We start from the raw sequence: 18,342 nt of genomic DNA, 5'->3' as shown, positions 1-18,342 counted from the left end.
GCGCTACGATGTACATCGTTTACCTGAACTATTTCCGCCCGATTGAGGACGTCGAGGCCCTGCTGGCTCCGCACATTACGTGGCTGGATCAGCATTTTAACAGCGGCGACTTTATCGCTGCGGGCCGAAAGGATCCGCGTACCGGCGGCATGATTATGGTCAAAGCAATGCCGCGCGCCCGGTTAGATCACATTCTGGCGGACGATCCTTTTGTTGCGGTGGCCCATTACGAGGTCACTAACGTCAACATCACGCGCGCAGCCGATGAAGTCGCGGTCCTCAAAGGTTATTAGCACGTCAGTGTGACCGACAGAAGAAGCAGGCTCTTCTGTCGGTTCAGGTAAAGTCAGACAGCTTTTGCCCCGCGTTAATAAGCGTTTTTAACAGCATCTGACGTCGCTCCTCGGGCGTATCCCGACTGACCATAAAACAAATCGCGGCCACGGCCAGATCGTTTCGGGCGCGAATCGGGGCGGCCATACAACAGGTAAAACTTTCAGACAGCCCTTCCGTCATCGAATAGCCCTGATGGCCCGCCCGATGAATATCGGTCAGAAAAGCCTGCTTATCTAAGACGTTACCATTGGCCAGCCGGTAATCCTCCTCGGGGATCAGGGCCAGAATCGCCTCATCACTCCAGTTACTCAACAGCAGACGGCCCGTTGCGGTCCAGGGAATCGGAATTTTAACGCCGATGTCTGAGGTGATTTTGAAAGGATGCGCATTGCTCTCTGACAGCACCACCGTATATTTATTGCCTTCCAGCATGCACAGCTGCACGGTTTCGCCATGCTCAGCAACCATCTCGATCATTAATTGATGCGCGCGGCGAATCAGAGGATTGTGCGCCATGTAGTCCGCACCGTAATAGTGCATTTCGCGGCCAAAATACACGCTGCCTTCTGCATCCAGTTCAACCAGCCCTGCCTCACTCAGCAGATTAACCAGTTCATAAACGCTGGAACGCGGCGCACCGGTCGCTTCAATCAGTTCGCGCATCGCCATCGGCTGGCGGGCAATATGCAGCTGACGGAAAATATCAATTACGCGGTCCACGCCGCGCGCTCTGGCGGGTTTATCTTCCTGCATACCACTTTTCTCCTACCGGCATCGCCACGTTAAATCGGTTCAGGCCGCCATCATACACAGCCAACACGGTTTTACCTGAGTACGCGCACAATAACCATCCTTTTCTTTTTCCTCCTGATGCTAATTATTGGGGCACCAAAAACGCGCACGCTGAATTAAAAAAAGAGACATCGATCACTTTTAATTTAAAAAACTAATCATTGATAAAAAATATTCGTGAGCCATACGTTAATGCTAAAAAATAATCCCGTTACTCGCTATTGCAAAATAATTAACATTGTGCAAATCTCGAACTATCCGGTATTGCAGATTGAATTCCGGTATACCAGACAAAGCGAAGTGACGATTTTAAGGGCATAAGTATGACTATCAAGCGTTACGGTACGGAAGGCGGCGTCGGAACCGGAGGACAAAAACTGCCTTTTGCACGTGCGGTCGAAGCCGATGGCTGGCTTTATATCTCCGGACAAACACCGATGACAGGCGGTGAAGTCGTAGAGGGCGGCATCATTGAGCAAACACGGCTGGCCTTTGAAAACTGCCTGACCATCATGCGGGAAGCGGGTTATCAGATTAAGGACGTGGTGCATGTGACGGCGGTCCTGACGGATGCCCGGTACTTTAGTTCATTTAATAAAGTGTTTAGTGAACTTTTTCACGACCATCCGCCCGCCCGAATCTGCAGCGTGCAGGACCTGGTTGTGGATTGCAAAGTCGAAGTCGATATGACGTGTTTTAATGCCGGACGGAAATAATAGCTGCGGTTTATTCGCCTGGTAAAAATAAACGCATCCAACAGAAAAGCCATAATTAAAAATATCCCGCCACATTATTTAATAATGTTGGTGATATCCCTCTTTTATTTGAGAGAAGAAATATGAATACCACTTTCCAGCAAAATGTATTCGTCCGGCTCCTTCCCGCTCTGCTCACCGTCGCGGCGCTGACCGGTTGTACACCGACCGAAAATAAAAACGAAACCGCAGGTGCAGCACCGCCATCCACGCTACAAACCGTTCTTCAGCGCGGCACATTGCGGGTGGGCGATTGCCTGAGTTTTGCACCGTTCGGTTTTTACGATAAAGCGGGTAATCCGGATGGTTACGATGTCGACCTGGCGAAAGCGCTGGCAAAAGAGATGGGCGTCAAACTGGAAATGGTGAATACCACCAGCGCTAACCGTATTCCTAATCTGCAAACCAACAAAGTGGATGTCGTGTTCTGTAATTTCACCCGTAACCTGACGCGCGCGAAAGAGATTGGCTTTACTCAGCCCTACGTGGTGGCCAGTGAAGCCATGCTGGTGCGTAAAGCGAGCGGGATCAAATCGGCCCACGACATGGCGGGCAAAACCATTGCGACCGTGAAAGGCTCGACCAACGGCGACGAAGTACGCAGCATGGGGATCGACGTGAAGATTCAGGAATATGACTCTTCTCAGGCCGCTATCCTGGCGGTGAAACAGGGACAAGCCGATGCGATGATTGAGGATAACAACTTCCTCGCCTACCAGGCCAAGCTCGATCCGACGCTGGAAGTGACAAACGAAGCGCTGGTCCCGCTGGAATATAACGCGTTTGGTGTTAAACAGGGCGATCAGATCTGGACGAACTACCTCAACGAGTTCCTGTTTGAAATTAATGCATCCGGTGAGAATGCCCAGCTCTACCAGAAATGGTTTGGCAGTAAACCTCGCTATCCGCTGAATCCGCAGTTCTGACCAGAGAGGACGCAGGTGATGTCCTGCGTCCTGTTAAGGAGGCTTCCTATGCGCTATCAATGGCTGACACTCTGGCAGTATGCCGACACCTTTCTCGCCGCGACCTGGCTGACGCTTCAGGTGACGCTGCTGGCGTTTATGCTGGCGCTGGCGCTGGGATTGCTGGCTGCCGTGGCAAAAGCCGCCCGCTTTGCGCCTGTTCGCTGGCTGAGCCACGGCTATGTTGAATTTATCCGTAACACGCCCGTGCTGTTGCAAATATTCATCGTGTTCTTTGGGCTGCCTTCGCTGGGCATCACCATGAGTGCGTTTACGGCGGGTGTGCTGGCGTTGGGCATTAACGTCGGAGCCTATCTGGCCGAGATTTTCCGGGCCGGGATTCAGTCGGTTCCTAAAGGTCAGCTGGAAGCCGCCTGGATTTTGGGCATCAGCCGCCGCCAGATGTTTATCAATGTGGTCATGCCCCAGGCAGCGCGCGCGGTCTGGCCCGCTATCGTGAATAACCTGATTCAGCTGTTGCTGGGCACCTCACTGCTGTCAGCGATTGCGCTACCGGAACTGACGGGCACAGCCACCGTGATTAACGCCCGGACGCTGCTCTACATCCAGACCTTTAGCGTTGTCGCGCTGGTCTACCTGTTTCTCAGCAACCTGTTCTCGTGGTTAGGGACGGTTGCGGGACGTCGGCTGTTCATGCCACCGCTGGTCGTCGCCGTAAAAAGGCCGCTCTGGTCACAGGCCAGAAAAATGCTGTCACCTTCCGCTAAACAGGAGCCGGTCCAATGAGCGAACTGATTCTCAGCAGCCTGCCATTGTTGTGGCGCGGTCTGATAATTACGTTGTTGCTGTCGGTTGCCGCCATTGTCGGCAGTACGTTGCTTGGCCTTCTGGCCGCCGTCTTGCGGACCAGCCGCCTGCCTGTCGCCCGGCAGATTGCGGTGATCTATACCGAGCTGTTTCGCGGCACACCGGTTTTGATCACGTTGATGTTTATCTACTTTGGCGTGGCGTATTTTGGCTATGACATCAACCTGTTTGCCGCAGGCATTTTGGGGCTGAGCATTTATCAGGGCGCATACATTGCCGAGATCTTTCGTGGTGGCATTGAGGCGGTCCCGAAAGGCCAGTGGGAGGTTTCCTGGATCCTCGGCCTGTCCAGACGACAGACCTTCACCAGCGTTATCCTGCCGCAAACCCGTGGGATCGTCTTGCCCCCGCTTGTCGGCCAGTATCTGTCGCTCATCAAAGATACCTCGATTGTCAGCATGATCGGCATGTCTGAACTGATGCATCAGGGCCAGGCCATCGTTGATCGTATCGGGCAGCCGGTGCTGATTTATGGTCTGGTCGCCCTGCTCTACTTCGCGCTTTGTTACCCGCTTTCTCGCTGGGTGCAACACCAGCAAACCAGGAACCCGTTATGATGAAAAATGCAGCCATTACCCTGAGCCGGATCACGAAGTCATTCGGCGCGACTCAGGTTCTGAAAGAAATCAGTCTGGATGTCTCGCCGGGCGAGGTTCTGGTGCTGATCGGAGCGTCCGGTTCGGGTAAAAGTACGGTACTGCGCATTATGAGCGGTCTGGAAAAAGCCGACGGCGGCGAAATTTGGGTTAACGGCATACCGCTGCACGATCAAAAACGGAGTCGTGATATCTGTGGGCACGTCGGCATGGTGTTTCAGCAGTTCAATCTGTTTCCCCACAAAACGGCACTGGGCAACGTCACGCTGGCCTTGATTAAAGCCCAGAAACTCTCCGTCGCAGAGGCAAACGCGCGCGGCATGGCCGCGCTGGAACGCGTCGGACTGGCTGACCGCGCCGGCCACTATCCTTCTCAGCTTTCGGGCGGACAACAGCAACGTGTGGCTATCGCACGCGCGCTGGCGGTACAGCCCAAAATCATGTTTTTCGACGAAGCGACCTCCGCACTCGATCCCGAATTAGTCGGCGAAGTCATGGAAGTCATGCGCGGGCTGGCGCGTGAAGGGATGACCATGGTTGTGGTGACGCATGAGATGGGCTTTGCCCGCAAAACCGCCGACCGGGTGGTGTTTATGGATCAGGGCGTGATTGCCGAACAGGGCACACCAGACGCCATTTTCGGGCATCCCCAGAATCCACGCACGCAACAGTTTCTGTCACGCGTTCTTGAGCATTAAGGAGCCGCTATGTCTTTACGTCTTCCGCTAAACGCGGATGCCACGCTGGATGCCGCGCAGCCATCGCCCCGTTTTAAATCCGTTGCCGGTACCGGCGCGGCGCCGCTTGAGATCGGCACCGACGTCCTGCGCAGCGCAGCGGTGTTTTCGCCGGTGATGGTCATGAAACAGGCCGCACTGGAGAATAACCTGCAGCAACTCGCGGCATTCTGTCGCGAAAAAGGTGTCATGCTGGCGGCGCACGGTAAAACGTCGATGGCACCGACCATCTTACGGCGAGCTGTCAGTCAGGGCGGTGCATGGGGCATCAGCGCCGCCACGCCCGCTCAGGTCCGTGCCCTGCGACACTTTGGTATCCGCAATGTCTTTCTGGCAAACGAGTTAGTCGATCCTGCCGGTATTCGCTGGATCGGTGAATGGCAGCGCCAGCATCCTGACCACGGCTTTCTCTGTTATGTGGACTCACTGGCGGGCATCACGTTGCTGGAAGAGAACCTGGGCGATACGGCCATTGCCGTGTTGATTGAAGTATCGATTCCCGGCGGCAGAACAGGATGCCGAACCGAGGAGGAAGTGCTGAGGATAGCTGAACGCATCGCCCGGAGTCGTCACCTGCAGCTTGTCGGTGTCGCGGGCTATGAAGGGGCGCTGGGTGCCGCGCGTGATGCAGCGGGCGTGGCGTTAATTCAGCACTACTGCAACGTCATGTTATCTACCGCCACTCTGCTGGCTGAACGCCAGCTGTTTCAGAGTGAGACCATTCTGCTGAGCGCCGGTGGGGGTGCCTGGTTTGATGTGGTGACAGCGTGCTTTACCCAGGCCACGCTGCCGCTACCGGTTCAGCCTTTAATTCGCTCGGGTGCGTATATGGCACACGACAGCGGTCTCTATTCCCGTATCGCCCCCTTTGCGCAGCCGGGCTCAGGCCACCATTTTGAAGCCGCGCTGGAAATCTGGGGACGCGTACTGTCCCGTCCGGAACCGGGACTGGCGCTGCTGGACTTTGGCCGACGCGATGTCCCTTTCGATCAGGATTTACCTGTCCCGCTATGGATGCGTGCCGCTGACGGCAGCGCACCGCGATCCGGCACGCATCTGTCGATCAGCGAGGTTAACGATCAGCATGCCTATCTGCGCCTGCCTGCGGATGAATCCCTTCAGCCGGGCGACTGGGTAGGATGCGGTATTTCTCATCCCTGTACCGCTTTTGATAAGTGGCGCTATCTTCCGCTGGTCGATGACGACTACCGCGTCATGGACAGCGTAGAAACCGCGTTCTGACCGCAGAGAATCTCCACCGCTGAGGCCGCGACCCGGCCCATAACAAAACGGGCGATTCGGATGAATCGCCCGTTTTGTTATGCTGTCTTCATCAGCCTTCGTGCAAGCCGCACTCGCGTTTCAGGCCAAAGAAACGTGTTTCTTCTTCCGCCATGCCCGGTTCCCACTTACGCGTGGTGTGCGTATCTCCAACCGACAGGTAGCCTTCGTCCCACAACGGATGGTATTTCAGATTATGGGTTTGCAGATACTGATGAACCTGGCGGTTATCCCAGTCAATAATCGGCAGCACTTTAAACACACCGCGCTGAACGCCCAGCACCGGCAGACTGGCACGACTGCCTGACTGATCGCGACGCAGGCCCGCAAACCAGGTCTGGGCGCCCAGCGTTTCCAGTGCCCGGTTCATCGGCTCAACTTTGTTGATTTGATTGTACTGCTCAATGCCTTCAACCCCTTGTTCCCACAGCTTGCCATAACGCGCTTCCTGCCAGGCAGGCGACGTTTCGGCGCGGAACACCTTCAGGTTGAGATTGAGCTGGTCGGCCAGCTCATCTATAAAGCGATACGTTTCCGGAAACAGATAGCCCGTATCCGTGAGGATAACCGGAATATCGGGTTGCACACGCGTGACCAGATGTAGCGATACGGCAGCCTGAATACCAAAGCTGGACGAGAGCACATAAGCACCCGGCAGGTTTTCCAGTGCCCAGCTTACGCGTTCTTCCGCAGAGGCTTTTTCCAGTTGGGCGTTCGTCGCGGCCAGCGCCATCGCGCGCTGGACCTTCGACATCGCATTCAGTGCTGCAAGATCGATACTCATTTTGCCTCCTGCCAGAAGTCGCGCGCAGGGTCCAGCACCGGAGCAACGATGCCCGCACGGATCACGAAGTCGCCAAAGCCTTCTGCGGCCTCGCGCTCTTTCGCCCAGCGCCCTACCAGCTCATCAATTGTGGCGAGAATTTCAGGTTCGGTAATGTTTTCACGATACATACGTGGGATACGCGTGCCGATACGGTTACCCCCAATGTGCAGGTTGTAACGCCCTGGCGCTTTCCCGACCAGGCCCACTTCTGCCAGCATCGCACGGCCACAGCCGTTCGGACAACCGGTAACGCGTAGCACGATGTGCTCTTCACCGACGCCGTGATTGTGCATGATCGCTTCAACCCGGGTGACGAAAGACGGCAGGAAACGCTCAGCCTCCGCCATAGCCAGTGGACAGGTCGGAAACGCCACGCAGGCCATTGAGTTTTCTCGCTGCGGCGTCACATTTTCCATCAGTCCATGTTCACGGGCAATCGCCTCAATCTGCGCTTTCTGGCTTTCTGGCACGCCCGCCACGATCAGATTCTGGTTGGCGGTCAGGCGGAAATCGCCCTGATGGATTTTGGCGATTTCGGCGATGCCGCTTTTTAACGGACGTCCCGGATAATCCAGCAGACGGCCGTTTTCAATGAACAGCGTCAGATGCCATTTGTTGTCGATCCCTTTGATCCAGCCGAAACGATCGCCGCGTGTAGTGAATTCGTAAGGGCGCGTCGGCTCAAACGTTACACCAGCGCGCTTCTCAACTTCGGCCTTAAAGGTGTCAACGCCCACGCGCTCCAGCGTGTATTTGGTTTTGGCGTTTTTACGATCGGTACGGTTGCCCCAGTCGCGCTGCGTGGTAACCACCGCCGCGGCGACGTCCAGAATCTTCTCTACCGGAAAATAGCCGAATTCGCTGGCGGTACGGGCATAGGTCGCTTTGTTACCGTGCTCAATGGACAAACCGCCGCCCACCAGCAGGTTAAAGCCGACCAGCTTGCCGTTTTCCGCAATGGCAATAAAGTTCAGATCGTTAGCGTGCAGATCGACATCATTGTGCGGCGGGATCACCACCGTGGTTTTAAACTTACGCGGCAGGTAGGTTTCCCCCAGGATCGGCTCTTCGTCGGTTGTGGCGACTTTCTCCTGATCCCACCAGATCTCAGCATAGGCGCGGGTTTGCGGCAGCAGATGTTCTGACAGCTTTTTCGCCCATTCGTAGGCTTCCTGATGCAACGCGGATTCCACCGGGTTGGAGGTACACAGGACGTTACGGTTAACGTCATTCGCCGTCGCCAGCGCATCCAGCCCCACTTCATGCAGCATCTGATGCGTAGGTTTGACGTTCTTTTTCAGGATGCCGTGAAACTGGAACGTCTGACGGTTCGTCAGACGAATGCTGCCGTAGAGCGTTTTCTCGGTGGCAAACTTATCGATCGCCAGCCACTGGGTCGGCGTAATAATCCCACCCGGCAGGCGGCAGCGCAGCATCATGGCATGGCGCGGTTCCAGCTTTTGCTCGGCGCGTTCTGCGCGAATATCGCGATCATCCTGCTGGTACATGCCGTGAAAACGGATCAGCAGGAAGTTGTCGCCGCTGAAACCACCGGTCAGTCCATCCTCAAGATCGTCAAGAATGGTTCCACGCAGGTAATTGCTCTCTTTTTTTAACCGCTCTGCATCCGTCAGTTTGCCTTCAACCACCAGCGGTCCAGGGTATTTTTCAGTCATTAGTAAACGTCTCGCTGATAGCGGCGCTCAATGCGCAGCTCACTTAAAAATTCGTCAGCCGTTTCACGATCCATAGCACCGTGCTCGACCACCACATCCAGTAACGCCTGCTCAACGTCTTTTGCCATGCGATTTGCATCGCCGCAGACATACAGGTGCGCGCCATCCTGAATCCAGCGCCAGACTTCCGCACCCTTCGCGCGGATTTTATCTTGTACATATATTTTCTCTGCCTGATCGCGCGACCAGGCCAGATCGATGTGCGTTAACAGACCGTCTTTAACATATTTCTGCCATTCAACCTGATACAGAAAGTCATCCGTAAAGTGCGGATTGCCAAAGAACAGCCAGTTTTTCCCACTGGCCCCATCGTTATCACGCTGTTGCATAAAGGCGCGGAACGGGGCGATTCCGGTGCCCGGACCAATCATGATCACAGGTGCATCGGGATTCTCCGGCAGGCGGAAGTTATCATTATGTTCGATAAACACCCGGACTTCGCCGTCTTCTTCAACACGGTCTGCCAGCCAGGTTGATGCGCCGCCGCCGCGCTGCCGTCCTTCGATATCAAAACGTACCGCACCCACGGTGATATGCACTTCGGTATCGGTCTCCGCCTGCGAAGAGGCAATCGAATACAAGCGCGGGGTTAAGGGACGCAGCAGGCCGGTCAGCTGCTCAGCCGTCAGTTGCGCAGGCGCCAGGCGAACCATATCGACAATCGGATAACGTTGCGCGTACTGTTGAAGTTTAGCTTTGTCATCCACCAGCGACAGCAGTTCGTCGTTGCGGGACAAAGTGGCGTACTGCGCCACAATTTGCGCGGTGTTGACCGTTAACTCGAAATGTTTCTGCAGCGCCTCTGCCAGCGGCAGCGTCTGGCCCTGTACGTCAACCGGCTCATCGCCTTTTAACCACACCAGCTCCAGCAGTTCGCTGACCAACGCGGCATCGTTTTCATACCAGACGCCCAGCGCATCGCCGGGCTGGTAGCGCAAACCGGAATCGCCCAAATCAATTTCGATATGGCGGACGTCTTTATCCGAATCGCGGCCGGTGATTTTCTGATTGACCGATAAACTCGCGCTGAGGGGCTGCGTTTTGGAATAGGGGCTGGTGGACACTTCATTGACGCTGCCCGCCACGGTTGCCGCCGCCTGTGCGGGCGAGGCCGTCGGGACCCGTGCTTTCAGAATGTCGGTGAGCGCCTTGCGCCAGGCGCTGGCCTGCTCAGCATAGTCAACATCGGCATCAACCCGATCCAGCAGGCGTTCCGCCCCCAGCTCAGCCAACCGTGTATCGAAATCTTTGCCCGCCTTGCTGAAGAATTCATAGGAGGTGTCGCCCAGACCCAGTACGGCAAAAGCCGCACCGTCCATTTTGGGCGCTTTTTTCGACATCAGGAATTTATGCAGCGCAACGGCTTCTTCCGGCGGCTCGCCTTCCCCTTGCGTGGAGGTCACCACAATCAGCAGCTTTTCCTGGCCGATTTGTTTAAATTTGTAGTCGCCGGCGTTTACCAGATTCACGGTCAGCTTTGCGGCCTGCAGGTCATCGCGGAGCTGTTCAGCCACCCGACGGGCGTTGCCGGTTTGCGAGGCGGAAAGCAGCGTAATCGCGGGCGCTTCAGGCTGTGCCGGAGCGCTGGCCACCGCCTGACCAGGCGCATGATTGACTTTGCCCCAGAAGTAGCCGGAGAGCCACGCCATTTGAGTGGTGGAAAAATCTGTCGTTGCTGCCTCTAAACGGGCAAGTTGCTCCGGAGAGAGCGGAAGCAGTGAACCTGGTGCCTGAGTCGTCATCGCGATAAAAATTCCAGTAGCAGAAATCCGGACCGAATAGTGGCGGAAGAGAGAGAAGGGTACAGCCAGCTATATTAACGATTAAAGACGCCTTCGACATATCAAATAACCAAAATGACTAAATGGTTTTTCAGATACAATTAATCGTTAAAAGTGGTAATCCTGACAGTCATCAACAGACTCAGGTAATCATCCTTCCCGCTCTGATTAATGGCGGGTGATTGCCCTGAATACGTGGCATAACGAATTGCCAAAGCGACGATACGAGAGGATCGGGTGCCTGAGACAGTAACTGCATTATCGCCTGCGCTGACAGAGCGAATCCTGGATAAACTGGGCCTGGATCACTCCCCTGCCCCAGATGCGGCCGGGCTTCAGGCGCTTTACCGCGCCTGGTGCCAGAAGGTGCCCTTCGACAATATCCGCCGGCGCATTCTCGCGGACGATCCTCCTTCCCAACCGTTGCCCGGCACTACGGCCGACGATTTTTTCACGCACTGGCTACAATTTGGCACCGGCGGCACCTGCTGGGCCGGTCATGGCGCACTCTTTGCGCTGCTCATGCAACTGGGATTTCGTGCGCAACTCGGTGTCTCCAGGATGCTGTCCTCGCGTCCGTCCCCCGTCGATTCTCCCGGTCATGGTCTGCTGTTGGTCACCCTCGACGATCGTCCTCTGGTGGTGGATGCTACGATGCTTCATGGCCATCCGCTGCCGCTTGAGGTAGCAGAGTATGCGCATCCCGTCTGGGGCACGCAGGTTCATCAGCAGGGCGACAGTTGGTTGATTAACTGGAAGCCGTTAGGTCGGGCAAGGCTGGATTGTCAGCTCCTGGCGCTTAATATCCCCTTCGCTGACTTTCAGGCGCGCCATCAAAAAAGCCGCAACACCAGTCGCTTTGATGGTGCACTGCTGATTCGTCGGGCAGGTCATGAAACACTCACCGGCATCGTTAAAGGTGAGCAGGTAGTAAGAGCCCAGGACGGAAGCGAAAGCTTCACGCCGCTGTCACAATCACAACAACATCAGTTGTTAATTGAACATTTCGGTATCGCCGAAGAAATCGTGGCGCGTCTTCCCGCCGACGTGTCGCACAACGGTTAACGGCTTTATGCCGGGTTAACGCCCTGATGCGCTTAACCATTCTGGCGATTGGCTGAGCAAACTCCGCTTAACGGGTGCGAAAAAGCTGCTTTTCAGGTAGAATTCGGCCCGTTTTTAATGCCTGAGAGCGATTATGTCTACCACGTTATTTAAAGAGTTCCAGTTCGAAGCCGCACACCATTTACCTAATGTACCGGCCGGACACAAATGCGGTCGTTTGCACGGTCACTCCTTCCTGGTGCGTCTGGAAATCACCGGCGAAGTGGATGCGCATACCGGCTGGGTGATGGATTTTGCTGAACTGAAAGCGGCCTTTAAACCCCTTTATGACCGGCTTGATCATTATTACCTCAATGACATTCCGGGACTGGAGAATCCGACCAGCGAAGTGCTGGCCAAATGGATTTGGGATCACATGAAGCCTCGCCTGCCGTTGCTGAGCGCGGTCATGATCAAAGAAACCTGCACCGCAGGCTGTACCTACCGCGGTTAACCGGCCGCCCTTCGCCAACGGGCGGCTGATCGGACACAGGGTTGATCAGTCGGCAGGGTTGCTGACATGTGCATTTTAACGTTCCGTCGGCTGTCATCCCGCTGTCATCTTTACCGACCAGGCTGTTCTCTCCTTCATTAAAGATCATGAGAATCAACAATGAACCTGAGAAAGCCTTTTCTGGCCTTGTCCGTTTTTATCACTGCCTCTGCCGCCGTCCAGGCGGAAAACATCCTTAACTTCCCGCAACCCGAAACGCTGCCGGATGCCTTCTATGCCGTCACGGAAATTCCGGCAGGCGGCATCATTAAATATGAAACCGATGCGAAAACAGGTTTCATCGTTGCCGACCGTTTTCAGTCCATGCCGGTTGCGTATCCGGCTAACTACGGTTCGCTGACGCAATCACTGGGCGGTGATAACGATCCGCTGGATGTGATCTTCTATACGCGCGCCCCACTCGCCCCCGGGACACTCATTAAACTGCGCCCGATTGGCGTACTGAAAATGATCGACGGCGGCGAAGTGGATGACAAAATTGTCGCCGTACCCGCCAGTCATGTCGATCCAACCTATGATGCGATTCAGACGGTAGCGGATTTGCCCAAAATGGAGCAGCAGCGGCTGGAGGCTTTTTTTCGCGTTTACAAGGAACTGCCCGAGGGCCGTAAGAAGGTTGAGCTGAAAGGGTTTGAAGACGCGAACGCCGCAAAAGCGGAGATTAAGCAGGCTTATGAAACCTGGAAAGCGAAACAGTAAATGAAAAAGGCGGCCAGGGCCGCCTTTTTGCTGTCAGGCAATATTCAGGTATTTATGCGTCTGCATCGACAGGCGCCAGTTGCGCGCAATGCAGGTTTCGATACACAGTTTAGTCGCATCATCTTTGCGACTGATCGGCTGCAGCGCAATAATGCGCGCTTTCGTGTCCTGAATCCCGGCCAGTAAATCGTCTAAGGCCTCCACATCACGTTGCCGTGCTACCGGATGTTTGATCTCATCTGCACGGCTCAGCGCCTGTGCCAGGACATCATAACCGCCGCGCATATTAACCTTCGGCGACACGGTCACCCAGGTTTGTGCAGAGCAGTGGATTTCGTGGGTCCCGCTGGTTTCGATCTGGCACTGAAACCCTGCGGCTTCCAGCGCGTCGGTCAGTGGGCGCAAATCGTAGATGGCCGGTTCTCCGCCGGTGATCACAATGTGACGGGCAGTCCAGCCCTGTTGCGCGATGCTGCTGAGCAGCATTGGCACATCCGCGTTGCCCCAGGCATCGCTTTCCACCGTTTTAACCAGAATATCGCCTAATGCTGTTTCCCGATCCGCCTGTTTTTCCCAGGTGTGTTTGGTGTCACACCAACTGCATCCTACCGGACATCCCTGTAAGCGGATGAAAATCGCCGGCACGCCGGTGTAATAGCCTTCGCCTTGCAGCGTCTGGAACATTTCGTTAATCGGGTACTGCATAATCATCTCTGTGAAGTTTTAAAACGCGATTATCGCAGAACTCAGCGCTGAGATCATGTCAGGTGATGCTGAACCGACGCGATCTGCTGTGAACGCGCCAGGCGACAGGAGGACAGCAGGCGGGATCAGAGGGCCAGATCCACCCACACCGCCGCATGATCAGACGCCGCATTCACCTCTTTTTTCAGTTCGGGATAGGTTTCCCATTTTACCGGGCGAACACCGGGCCACATCCCTTTGCGCCACACGCCGCCTTTTTCGACCTTTTTCCACAGGGCGGGCGACAGCAAAATATAGTCAATTTTATTACTGGCGCTGCAACCGCCCCAGGTACCGGGATAGCCACCGTTATCAAACTTTTCATGGGTAAAGATATCTTTCAGGTCGGTGTCCTTCAGCAACGGCGATAAGGCCTCGCTGTCTGGCGTGTCGTTAAAATCGCCCGTGATCGCGATCAGGGTTTGCCCGTCTTTAATGCGTTGCTGATATATCGCTTTGACCCGCTCCGCCTGCCGTTTACGGCGGGCGTCAGAGGTGGCTTTTGCACCGTACCCTTTGCTTTTAAAATGGTTAACCAGCACAAGCAGGGTTTGACCGTCGGGCAAAGGAATCGTGAATTCGGGACAGTCGCGCGAGAAAATCAGCTCGCCCTGTTTATCTTTGTCATCGACATGACTTCGGATTGTGTCGATAGCAAAGTCTGCCGCGCTCATTAGCCCGACATCAATGCCCCGCTCATCGTTGCCATCAATCACCATCACATGATTAAACGGCGTGCCGCCGCGGGCGGGCAGCATCGTGTTATTAAATTCCAGCAACGCGGGGCGGCTTTCTGCTTCCACGACCGTCAGGATATCCGCCCTGAGATCTGTCATGACCTGCGCCGTTAATCCCATAGCAATCTCGTCTATCGGCGCACGTCGCAGTTCCAGCGAACCGACCCAGTCAGCACGGCCATTGGCGATAATGCGAATGCCGCTGTTGTCTGTGGGTCGGGTCAACAGTTTACCCCGGTTGCGCCGCAGGAGAACAAAAGGCCCGGTGTCTGACTTTTGCAGTCCCAGCGCCACCATCAGTTCAACCATCTGTTTTTTCATCGCGTCGGTATACTCAGCCTGCCCCAGCAGGGCATTCAGCTCGGCGAATTTTTCGAGCACCGGTTTTCCTGCACGCCATTCGTTCTGATTCATCGCTCTGGCGCGATCAAACAGGTTTTCAACGTTATACGAAGCCAGCCTCACAGGTTTCCTCCTTCAGCCAGTTAATTTTTGCCTGAAAGCGGCGATTCATGCGCCTCAGGCGAGCAACAGGATGCGTCAGATTCGTGTATACAACGTCAGTGTCGGTGGGTTGTGTTAAGCGCAGATGTATACAGCATAGACGTCGCAGAAAAAGGTGAGGAAGCCTGACAGCAAAGGCATAAAAAAACCCGCCACGTGGGCGGGTTTTCATCAGAAGTCAGAAGTCAGTAAACTTACTGGCCTTTTACTTCTTTCAGACCGTTGAAGGGCGCTTTTGAACCCAGCGCTTCTTCGATACGGATCAGCTGGTTGTACTTCGCAACACGGTCAGAACGGCTCATTGAACCGGTTTTGATCTGGCCTGCAGCAGTACCGACCGCCAGGTCAGCGATGGTCGCATCTTCGGTTTCACCTGAACGGTGAGAGATCACAGCGGTGTAGCCTGCGTCTTTCGCCATTTTAATCGCAGCCAGGGTTTCGGTCAGTGAACCGATCTGGTTGAATTTGATCAGGATGGAGTTCGCGATGCCTTTCTCGATACCTTCTTTCAGGATCTTCGTGTTGGTAACGAACAGGTCGTCACCTACCAGCTGGATTTTGTCGCCCAGCACTTTGGTCTGGTAGGCGAAGCCATCCCAGTCAGATTCGTCCAGACCATCTTCGATAGAAACGATCGGATACTGCTTCGTCAGATCTTCCAGGAAGTGGGTGAACTCTTCAGAGGTGAAGGCCTTACCGCCTTCACCGGCCAGCACGTATTTGCCATCTTTATAGAATTCAGATGCCGCACAGTCCATTGCCAGGGTGATATCTTTACCCAGCTCATAGCCTGCTGCTTTTACCGCTTCAGCGATAACCGCCAGCGCTTCGGCGTTAGAACCCAGGTTTGGCGCATAGCCACCTTCGTCACCTACCGCTGTGCTCATACCTTTGCTTTTCAGCACTTTCGCCAGGTTGTGGAACACTTCTGAACCCATGCGGATCGCTTCTTTCACGCTTGATGCGCCGACAGGCTGAATCATGAATTCCTGAATGTCGACGTTGTTATCCGCGTGCTCACCACCGTTGATGATGTTCATCATAGGCAGTGGCATAGAATATTTGCCTGGGGTGCCGTTCAGTTCAGCGATGTGCTCATACAGCGCCTGACCTTTAGAGGCTGCCGCCGCTTTTGCCGCAGCCAGTGAAACAGCCAGAATGGCATTAGCACCGAAGTTAGATTTGTTCTCAGTACCGTCCAGGTCGATCATGATTTTATCGATGTTCGCCTGATCTTTCGCGTCTTTGCCTTTTACCGCTTCAGCAATCGGACCGTTAACCGCAGCAACCGCTTTAGTTACGCCTTTGCCCAGGAAGCGAGATTTGTCACCGTCACGCAGTTCCAGTGCTTCACGAGAACCGGTAGAGGCACCTGATGGTGCTGCAGCCAGACCTACGAAGCCGCCTTCCAGGTGCACTTCAGCTTCAACAGTTGGGTTGCCACGTGAGTCGATAATTTCGCGACCGATGACTTTTACGATTTTGGCCATTACGATTTTCCTCAGTACAAGTTAGTCAATCCTAAGACAAACAACGCGCGAAAAGTTCGCGCGTTGTTCGTTAAACTTATTTCGCTAAACGCTTCTGATGCTCATGTGCTGCCTTCACAAACCCGGCAAACAACGGATGACCATCGCGTGGCGTCGATGTGAACTCAGGGTGGAACTGGCAAGCAATAAACCATGGATGGTTCGGGATCTCAATGATCTCAACCAACTGATCGTCGCCAGAACGTCCTGCCACGCGTAAACCCGCTGCTTCAATTTGCTTCAGCAGCATATTATTTACTTCGTAGCGGTGACGATGGCGCTCAACAATCGTGTCAGAACCGTACAGCTGGCGAACCTTGCTTTCCGGGGTCAACTGGCACTGCTGGCTGCCAAGACGCATGGTACCGCCCAGATCGCTCTGCTCAGAACGGACTTCAACGTTACCTTCTTCGTCACGCCATTCGGTGATCAAGGCGACCACCGGATACTTACAGTCTGGCACAAATTCTGTGGAGTTTGCGCCTTCCATACCGGCAACATTGCGCGCGAACTCCATCAGGGCAACCTGCATGCCAAGACAGATGCCGAGATAAGGCACGTTGTTTTCGCGGGCATATTTCGCCGTCATCAGCTTGCCTTCGACACCGCGGTAACCAAACCCACCCGGAATCAGAATGGCATCTAAATCTTTCAGCAATTCGACACCGCGGGTTTCTACGTCCTGGGAGTCGATCAGCTTGATGTTGACGGTAACGCGATTCTTCAGCCCGCCGTGCTTCAGGGCTTCAATAACAGATTTATACGCATCCGGCAGTTCGACATATTTGCCCACCATACCAATGGTGACTTCGCCGCCCGGGTTCGCTTCTTCATAAATCACCTGCTCCCACTCGGCCAGATTGGCTTCCGGAGCATTCAGATTGAAACGCTTACAGATATAGTCATCCAGACCCTGCGATTTCAGCATGCCTGGAATTTTGTAGATGGAATCGACGTCTTTCAGCGAAATAACGGCTTTTTCTGGCACGTTACAGAACAGGGCAATTTTGCCACGCTCGTTGGCCGGCACCGCCCGATCGGAACGGCAGATCAGGACATCTGGCTGAATACCGATAGAGAGCAGTTCTTTTACAGAGTGCTGCGTCGGCTTGGTTTTGACCTCGCCCGCTGCCGCCATGTAAGGCACCAGCGTCAGGTGCATGTACATCGTATGTTCGCGGCCCACGTCGACGGCCATCTGACGAATCGCTTCCAGGAACGGCAGGGATTCGATATCACCGACCGTACCGCCGATTTCGACCAGCACGACGTCGTGACCTTCGCCACCTTCGATGATGCGCTCTTTAATCGCATTAGTAATATGCGGAATGACCTGAATCGTGGCACCCAGATAGTCGCCACGGCGCTCTTTGCGCAGGACTTCCGAGTAGATACGGCCAGTGGTGAAGTTGTTGCGGCGCGACATTTTCGTGCGGATGAAGCGCTCATAGTGACCCAAATCCAGATCGGTTTCGGCCCCATCATCAGTGACGAATACTTCACCGTGCTGTGTCGGGCTCATGGTACCCGGATCGACGTTAATGTACGGATCCAGTTTCATGATGGTCACGTTCAGACCACGCGCTTCGAGAATGGCTGCGAGGGAGGCTGCGGCAATGCCTTTACCCAGAGAGGAAACGACCCCGCCGGTCACAAAAATATAATTCGTTGTCATGCTGAACCTGAGAGTTTAGGTTTAAAGACGGTGGAATAACCAGGACGGGAAAACAGTATACTGGAAACCGCCATCAGCCACAATTGATGAATCACATCCCTCTCCTCACGCATTGCTGCGCGTACCTTAGCGGATAGCGGTTAACAAAATGTTGACGTACATCACAAAGTTGACGCGAAGCTGAATCGAGTAAGCCCGAGCGC

At 54.7% G+C, this 18,342-nt stretch carries 18 protein-coding genes; 10 read left to right on the top strand and 8 right to left on the bottom strand.

Annotated elements, in window-relative coordinates; genetic code table 11:
• Window positions 1–8: 8 nt before the first annotated feature.
• A complete protein-coding gene (locus tag GC090_RS04600) occupies window positions 9–293 on the top strand; it encodes a YciI family protein (protein ID WP_033739545.1) in 285 nt (94 codons plus the stop codon).
• A 43-nt stretch (window positions 294–336) separates the two neighbouring features.
• Here GC090_RS04600 and GC090_RS04595 read toward each other — a convergent pair whose 3' ends face one another.
• Complete coding sequence (locus GC090_RS04595; protein ID WP_033739547.1) at window positions 337–1,089, bottom strand: IclR family transcriptional regulator; 753 nt, start codon at window positions 1,087–1,089, stop codon at window positions 337–339.
• Window positions 1,090–1,451: 362 nt separating this feature from the next.
• Here GC090_RS04595 and GC090_RS04590 point away from each other — a divergent pair, with 362 nt between their 5' ends.
• The 6 genes from GC090_RS04590 (at window position 1,452) to GC090_RS04565 (ending at window position 6,251) form a co-directional block, all read left to right on the top strand.
• On the top strand, window positions 1,452–1,844 hold the full coding sequence (locus tag GC090_RS04590; RefSeq protein WP_033739549.1) for a RidA family protein: 393 nt from the start codon (window positions 1,452–1,454) through the stop codon (window positions 1,842–1,844).
• 122 nt (window positions 1,845–1,966) lie between these two features.
• On the top strand, window positions 1,967–2,809 hold the full coding sequence (locus tag GC090_RS04585; RefSeq protein WP_039338353.1) for an ABC transporter substrate-binding protein: 843 nt from the start codon (window positions 1,967–1,969) through the stop codon (window positions 2,807–2,809).
• Window positions 2,810–2,857: 48 nt separating this feature from the next.
• Window positions 2,858–3,595: an amino acid ABC transporter permease gene (locus GC090_RS04580; RefSeq protein ID WP_039338355.1), complete on the top strand. Its 738-nt coding sequence runs from the start codon at window positions 2,858–2,860 to the stop codon at window positions 3,593–3,595.
• A complete protein-coding gene (locus GC090_RS04575; protein WP_006120747.1) occupies window positions 3,592–4,233 on the top strand; it encodes an amino acid ABC transporter permease in 642 nt (213 codons plus the stop codon). Before GC090_RS04580 ends, GC090_RS04575 begins: the two co-directional genes overlap by 4 nt.
• Complete coding sequence (locus GC090_RS04570; RefSeq protein WP_033739676.1) at window positions 4,233–4,970, top strand: amino acid ABC transporter ATP-binding protein; 738 nt, start codon at window positions 4,233–4,235, stop codon at window positions 4,968–4,970. The genes GC090_RS04575 and GC090_RS04570 overlap by 1 nt, the downstream gene beginning before the upstream one ends.
• Window positions 4,971–4,979: 9 nt before the next feature.
• Window positions 4,980–6,251 (top strand): alanine racemase, encoded by a 1,272-nt coding sequence (locus GC090_RS04565; RefSeq protein ID WP_324020957.1) that lies wholly within the window; start codon window positions 4,980–4,982, stop codon window positions 6,249–6,251.
• Window positions 6,252–6,342: 91 nt separating this feature from the next.
• Here the strand turns inward: GC090_RS04565 and GC090_RS04560 are convergent, their stop codons facing one another.
• From GC090_RS04560 to cysJ, 3 genes are read right to left on the bottom strand one after another with little or no spacing between them, the layout of a single operon-like run.
• Window positions 6,343–7,074 (bottom strand): phosphoadenylyl-sulfate reductase, encoded by a 732-nt coding sequence (locus tag GC090_RS04560; protein ID WP_006120753.1) that lies wholly within the window; start codon window positions 7,072–7,074, stop codon window positions 6,343–6,345.
• Window positions 7,071–8,792, bottom strand: coding sequence for an assimilatory sulfite reductase (NADPH) hemoprotein subunit (gene cysI, locus GC090_RS04555; protein WP_033739554.1), 1,722 nt, complete (start codon window positions 8,790–8,792; stop codon window positions 7,071–7,073). The genes GC090_RS04560 and cysI overlap by 4 nt, the downstream gene beginning before the upstream one ends.
• Complete coding sequence (gene cysJ, locus GC090_RS04550) at window positions 8,792–10,594, bottom strand: NADPH-dependent assimilatory sulfite reductase flavoprotein subunit (protein WP_058708943.1); 1,803 nt, start codon at window positions 10,592–10,594, stop codon at window positions 8,792–8,794. The genes cysI and cysJ overlap by 1 nt, the downstream gene beginning before the upstream one ends.
• Window positions 10,595–10,870: 276 nt before the next feature.
• Between cysJ and GC090_RS04545 the strand changes: the two genes are divergently transcribed.
• The 3 genes from GC090_RS04545 to GC090_RS04535 all read left to right on the top strand — a co-directional run bounded on the left by GC090_RS04545 (window position 10,871) and on the right by GC090_RS04535 (window position 12,950).
• Window positions 10,871–11,698 (top strand): arylamine N-acetyltransferase family protein, encoded by an 828-nt coding sequence (locus GC090_RS04545; RefSeq protein ID WP_324020955.1) that lies wholly within the window; start codon window positions 10,871–10,873, stop codon window positions 11,696–11,698.
• A 133-nt stretch (window positions 11,699–11,831) separates the two neighbouring features.
• Window positions 11,832–12,191, top strand: coding sequence for a 6-carboxytetrahydropterin synthase QueD (gene queD, locus GC090_RS04540; RefSeq protein WP_006120757.1), 360 nt, complete (start codon window positions 11,832–11,834; stop codon window positions 12,189–12,191).
• A 159-nt stretch (window positions 12,192–12,350) separates the two neighbouring features.
• A complete protein-coding gene (locus tag GC090_RS04535) occupies window positions 12,351–12,950 on the top strand; it encodes an inorganic diphosphatase (protein WP_039338364.1) in 600 nt (199 codons plus the stop codon).
• Between the two features lie 33 nt (window positions 12,951–12,983).
• Here GC090_RS04535 and queE read toward each other — a convergent pair whose 3' ends face one another.
• The 4 genes from queE to pyrG all read right to left on the bottom strand — a co-directional run bounded on the left by queE (window position 12,984) and on the right by pyrG (window position 18,139).
• Window positions 12,984–13,655: a 7-carboxy-7-deazaguanine synthase QueE gene (gene queE / locus GC090_RS04530; RefSeq protein ID WP_006120759.1), complete on the bottom strand. Its 672-nt coding sequence runs from the start codon at window positions 13,653–13,655 to the stop codon at window positions 12,984–12,986.
• Between the two features lie 125 nt (window positions 13,656–13,780).
• A complete protein-coding gene (locus GC090_RS04525) occupies window positions 13,781–14,896 on the bottom strand; it encodes an endonuclease/exonuclease/phosphatase family protein (protein WP_110268343.1) in 1,116 nt (371 codons plus the stop codon).
• A gap of 233 nt (window positions 14,897–15,129) precedes the next feature.
• Window positions 15,130–16,425 carry a phosphopyruvate hydratase gene (eno, locus tag GC090_RS04520; RefSeq protein ID WP_006120761.1) on the bottom strand — a complete coding sequence of 432 codons (1,296 nt, stop codon included), beginning with the start codon at window positions 16,423–16,425 and terminating at the stop codon, window positions 15,130–15,132.
• A 76-nt stretch (window positions 16,426–16,501) separates the two neighbouring features.
• Window positions 16,502–18,139, bottom strand: a complete 1,638-nt coding sequence (gene pyrG / locus GC090_RS04515; protein ID WP_006120762.1) for a glutamine hydrolyzing CTP synthase — start codon at window positions 18,137–18,139, stop codon at window positions 16,502–16,504.
• Window positions 18,140–18,342 lie beyond the last annotated feature (203 nt).

Source organism: Pantoea sp. JZ29 (genome assembly GCF_035190385.1).
Classification (GTDB): domain Bacteria; phylum Pseudomonadota; class Gammaproteobacteria; order Enterobacterales; family Enterobacteriaceae; genus Pantoea; species Pantoea stewartii.
The sequence above is the reverse complement of the archived record's forward strand: the minus strand, read 5'-3'. Positions and strand labels throughout refer to the sequence as shown.

Excerpts from the sequence above, each read along its gene's own strand:
- GC090_RS04600 (WP_033739545.1), top strand. The coding sequence starts at position 9 with ATGTACATCGTTTACCTGAACTATTTCCGCCCGATTGAGGACGTCGAG.
- GC090_RS04595 (WP_033739547.1), bottom strand. The coding sequence starts at position 1,089 with ATGCAGGAAGATAAACCCGCCAGAGCGCGCGGCGTGGACCGCGTAATT.
- GC090_RS04590 (WP_033739549.1), top strand. The coding sequence starts at position 1,452 with ATGACTATCAAGCGTTACGGTACGGAAGGCGGCGTCGGAACCGGAGGA.
- GC090_RS04585 (WP_039338353.1), top strand. The coding sequence starts at position 1,967 with ATGAATACCACTTTCCAGCAAAATGTATTCGTCCGGCTCCTTCCCGCT.
- GC090_RS04580 (WP_039338355.1), top strand. The coding sequence starts at position 2,858 with ATGCGCTATCAATGGCTGACACTCTGGCAGTATGCCGACACCTTTCTC.
- GC090_RS04575 (WP_006120747.1), top strand. The coding sequence starts at position 3,592 with ATGAGCGAACTGATTCTCAGCAGCCTGCCATTGTTGTGGCGCGGTCTG.
- GC090_RS04570 (WP_033739676.1), top strand. The coding sequence starts at position 4,233 with ATGAAAAATGCAGCCATTACCCTGAGCCGGATCACGAAGTCATTCGGC.
- GC090_RS04565 (WP_324020957.1), top strand. The coding sequence starts at position 4,980 with ATGTCTTTACGTCTTCCGCTAAACGCGGATGCCACGCTGGATGCCGCG.
- GC090_RS04560 (WP_006120753.1), bottom strand. The coding sequence starts at position 7,074 with ATGAGTATCGATCTTGCAGCACTGAATGCGATGTCGAAGGTCCAGCGC.
- cysI (WP_033739554.1), bottom strand. The coding sequence starts at position 8,792 with ATGACTGAAAAATACCCTGGACCGCTGGTGGTTGAAGGCAAACTGACG.
- cysJ (WP_058708943.1), bottom strand. The coding sequence starts at position 10,594 with ATGACGACTCAGGCACCAGGTTCACTGCTTCCGCTCTCTCCGGAGCAA.
- queD (WP_006120757.1), top strand. The coding sequence starts at position 11,832 with ATGTCTACCACGTTATTTAAAGAGTTCCAGTTCGAAGCCGCACACCAT.
- GC090_RS04535 (WP_039338364.1), top strand. The coding sequence starts at position 12,351 with ATGAACCTGAGAAAGCCTTTTCTGGCCTTGTCCGTTTTTATCACTGCC.
- queE (WP_006120759.1), bottom strand. The coding sequence starts at position 13,655 with ATGCAGTACCCGATTAACGAAATGTTCCAGACGCTGCAAGGCGAAGGC.
- eno (WP_006120761.1), bottom strand. The coding sequence starts at position 16,425 with ATGGCCAAAATCGTAAAAGTCATCGGTCGCGAAATTATCGACTCACGT.
- pyrG (WP_006120762.1), bottom strand. The coding sequence starts at position 18,139 with ATGACAACGAATTATATTTTTGTGACCGGCGGGGTCGTTTCCTCTCTG.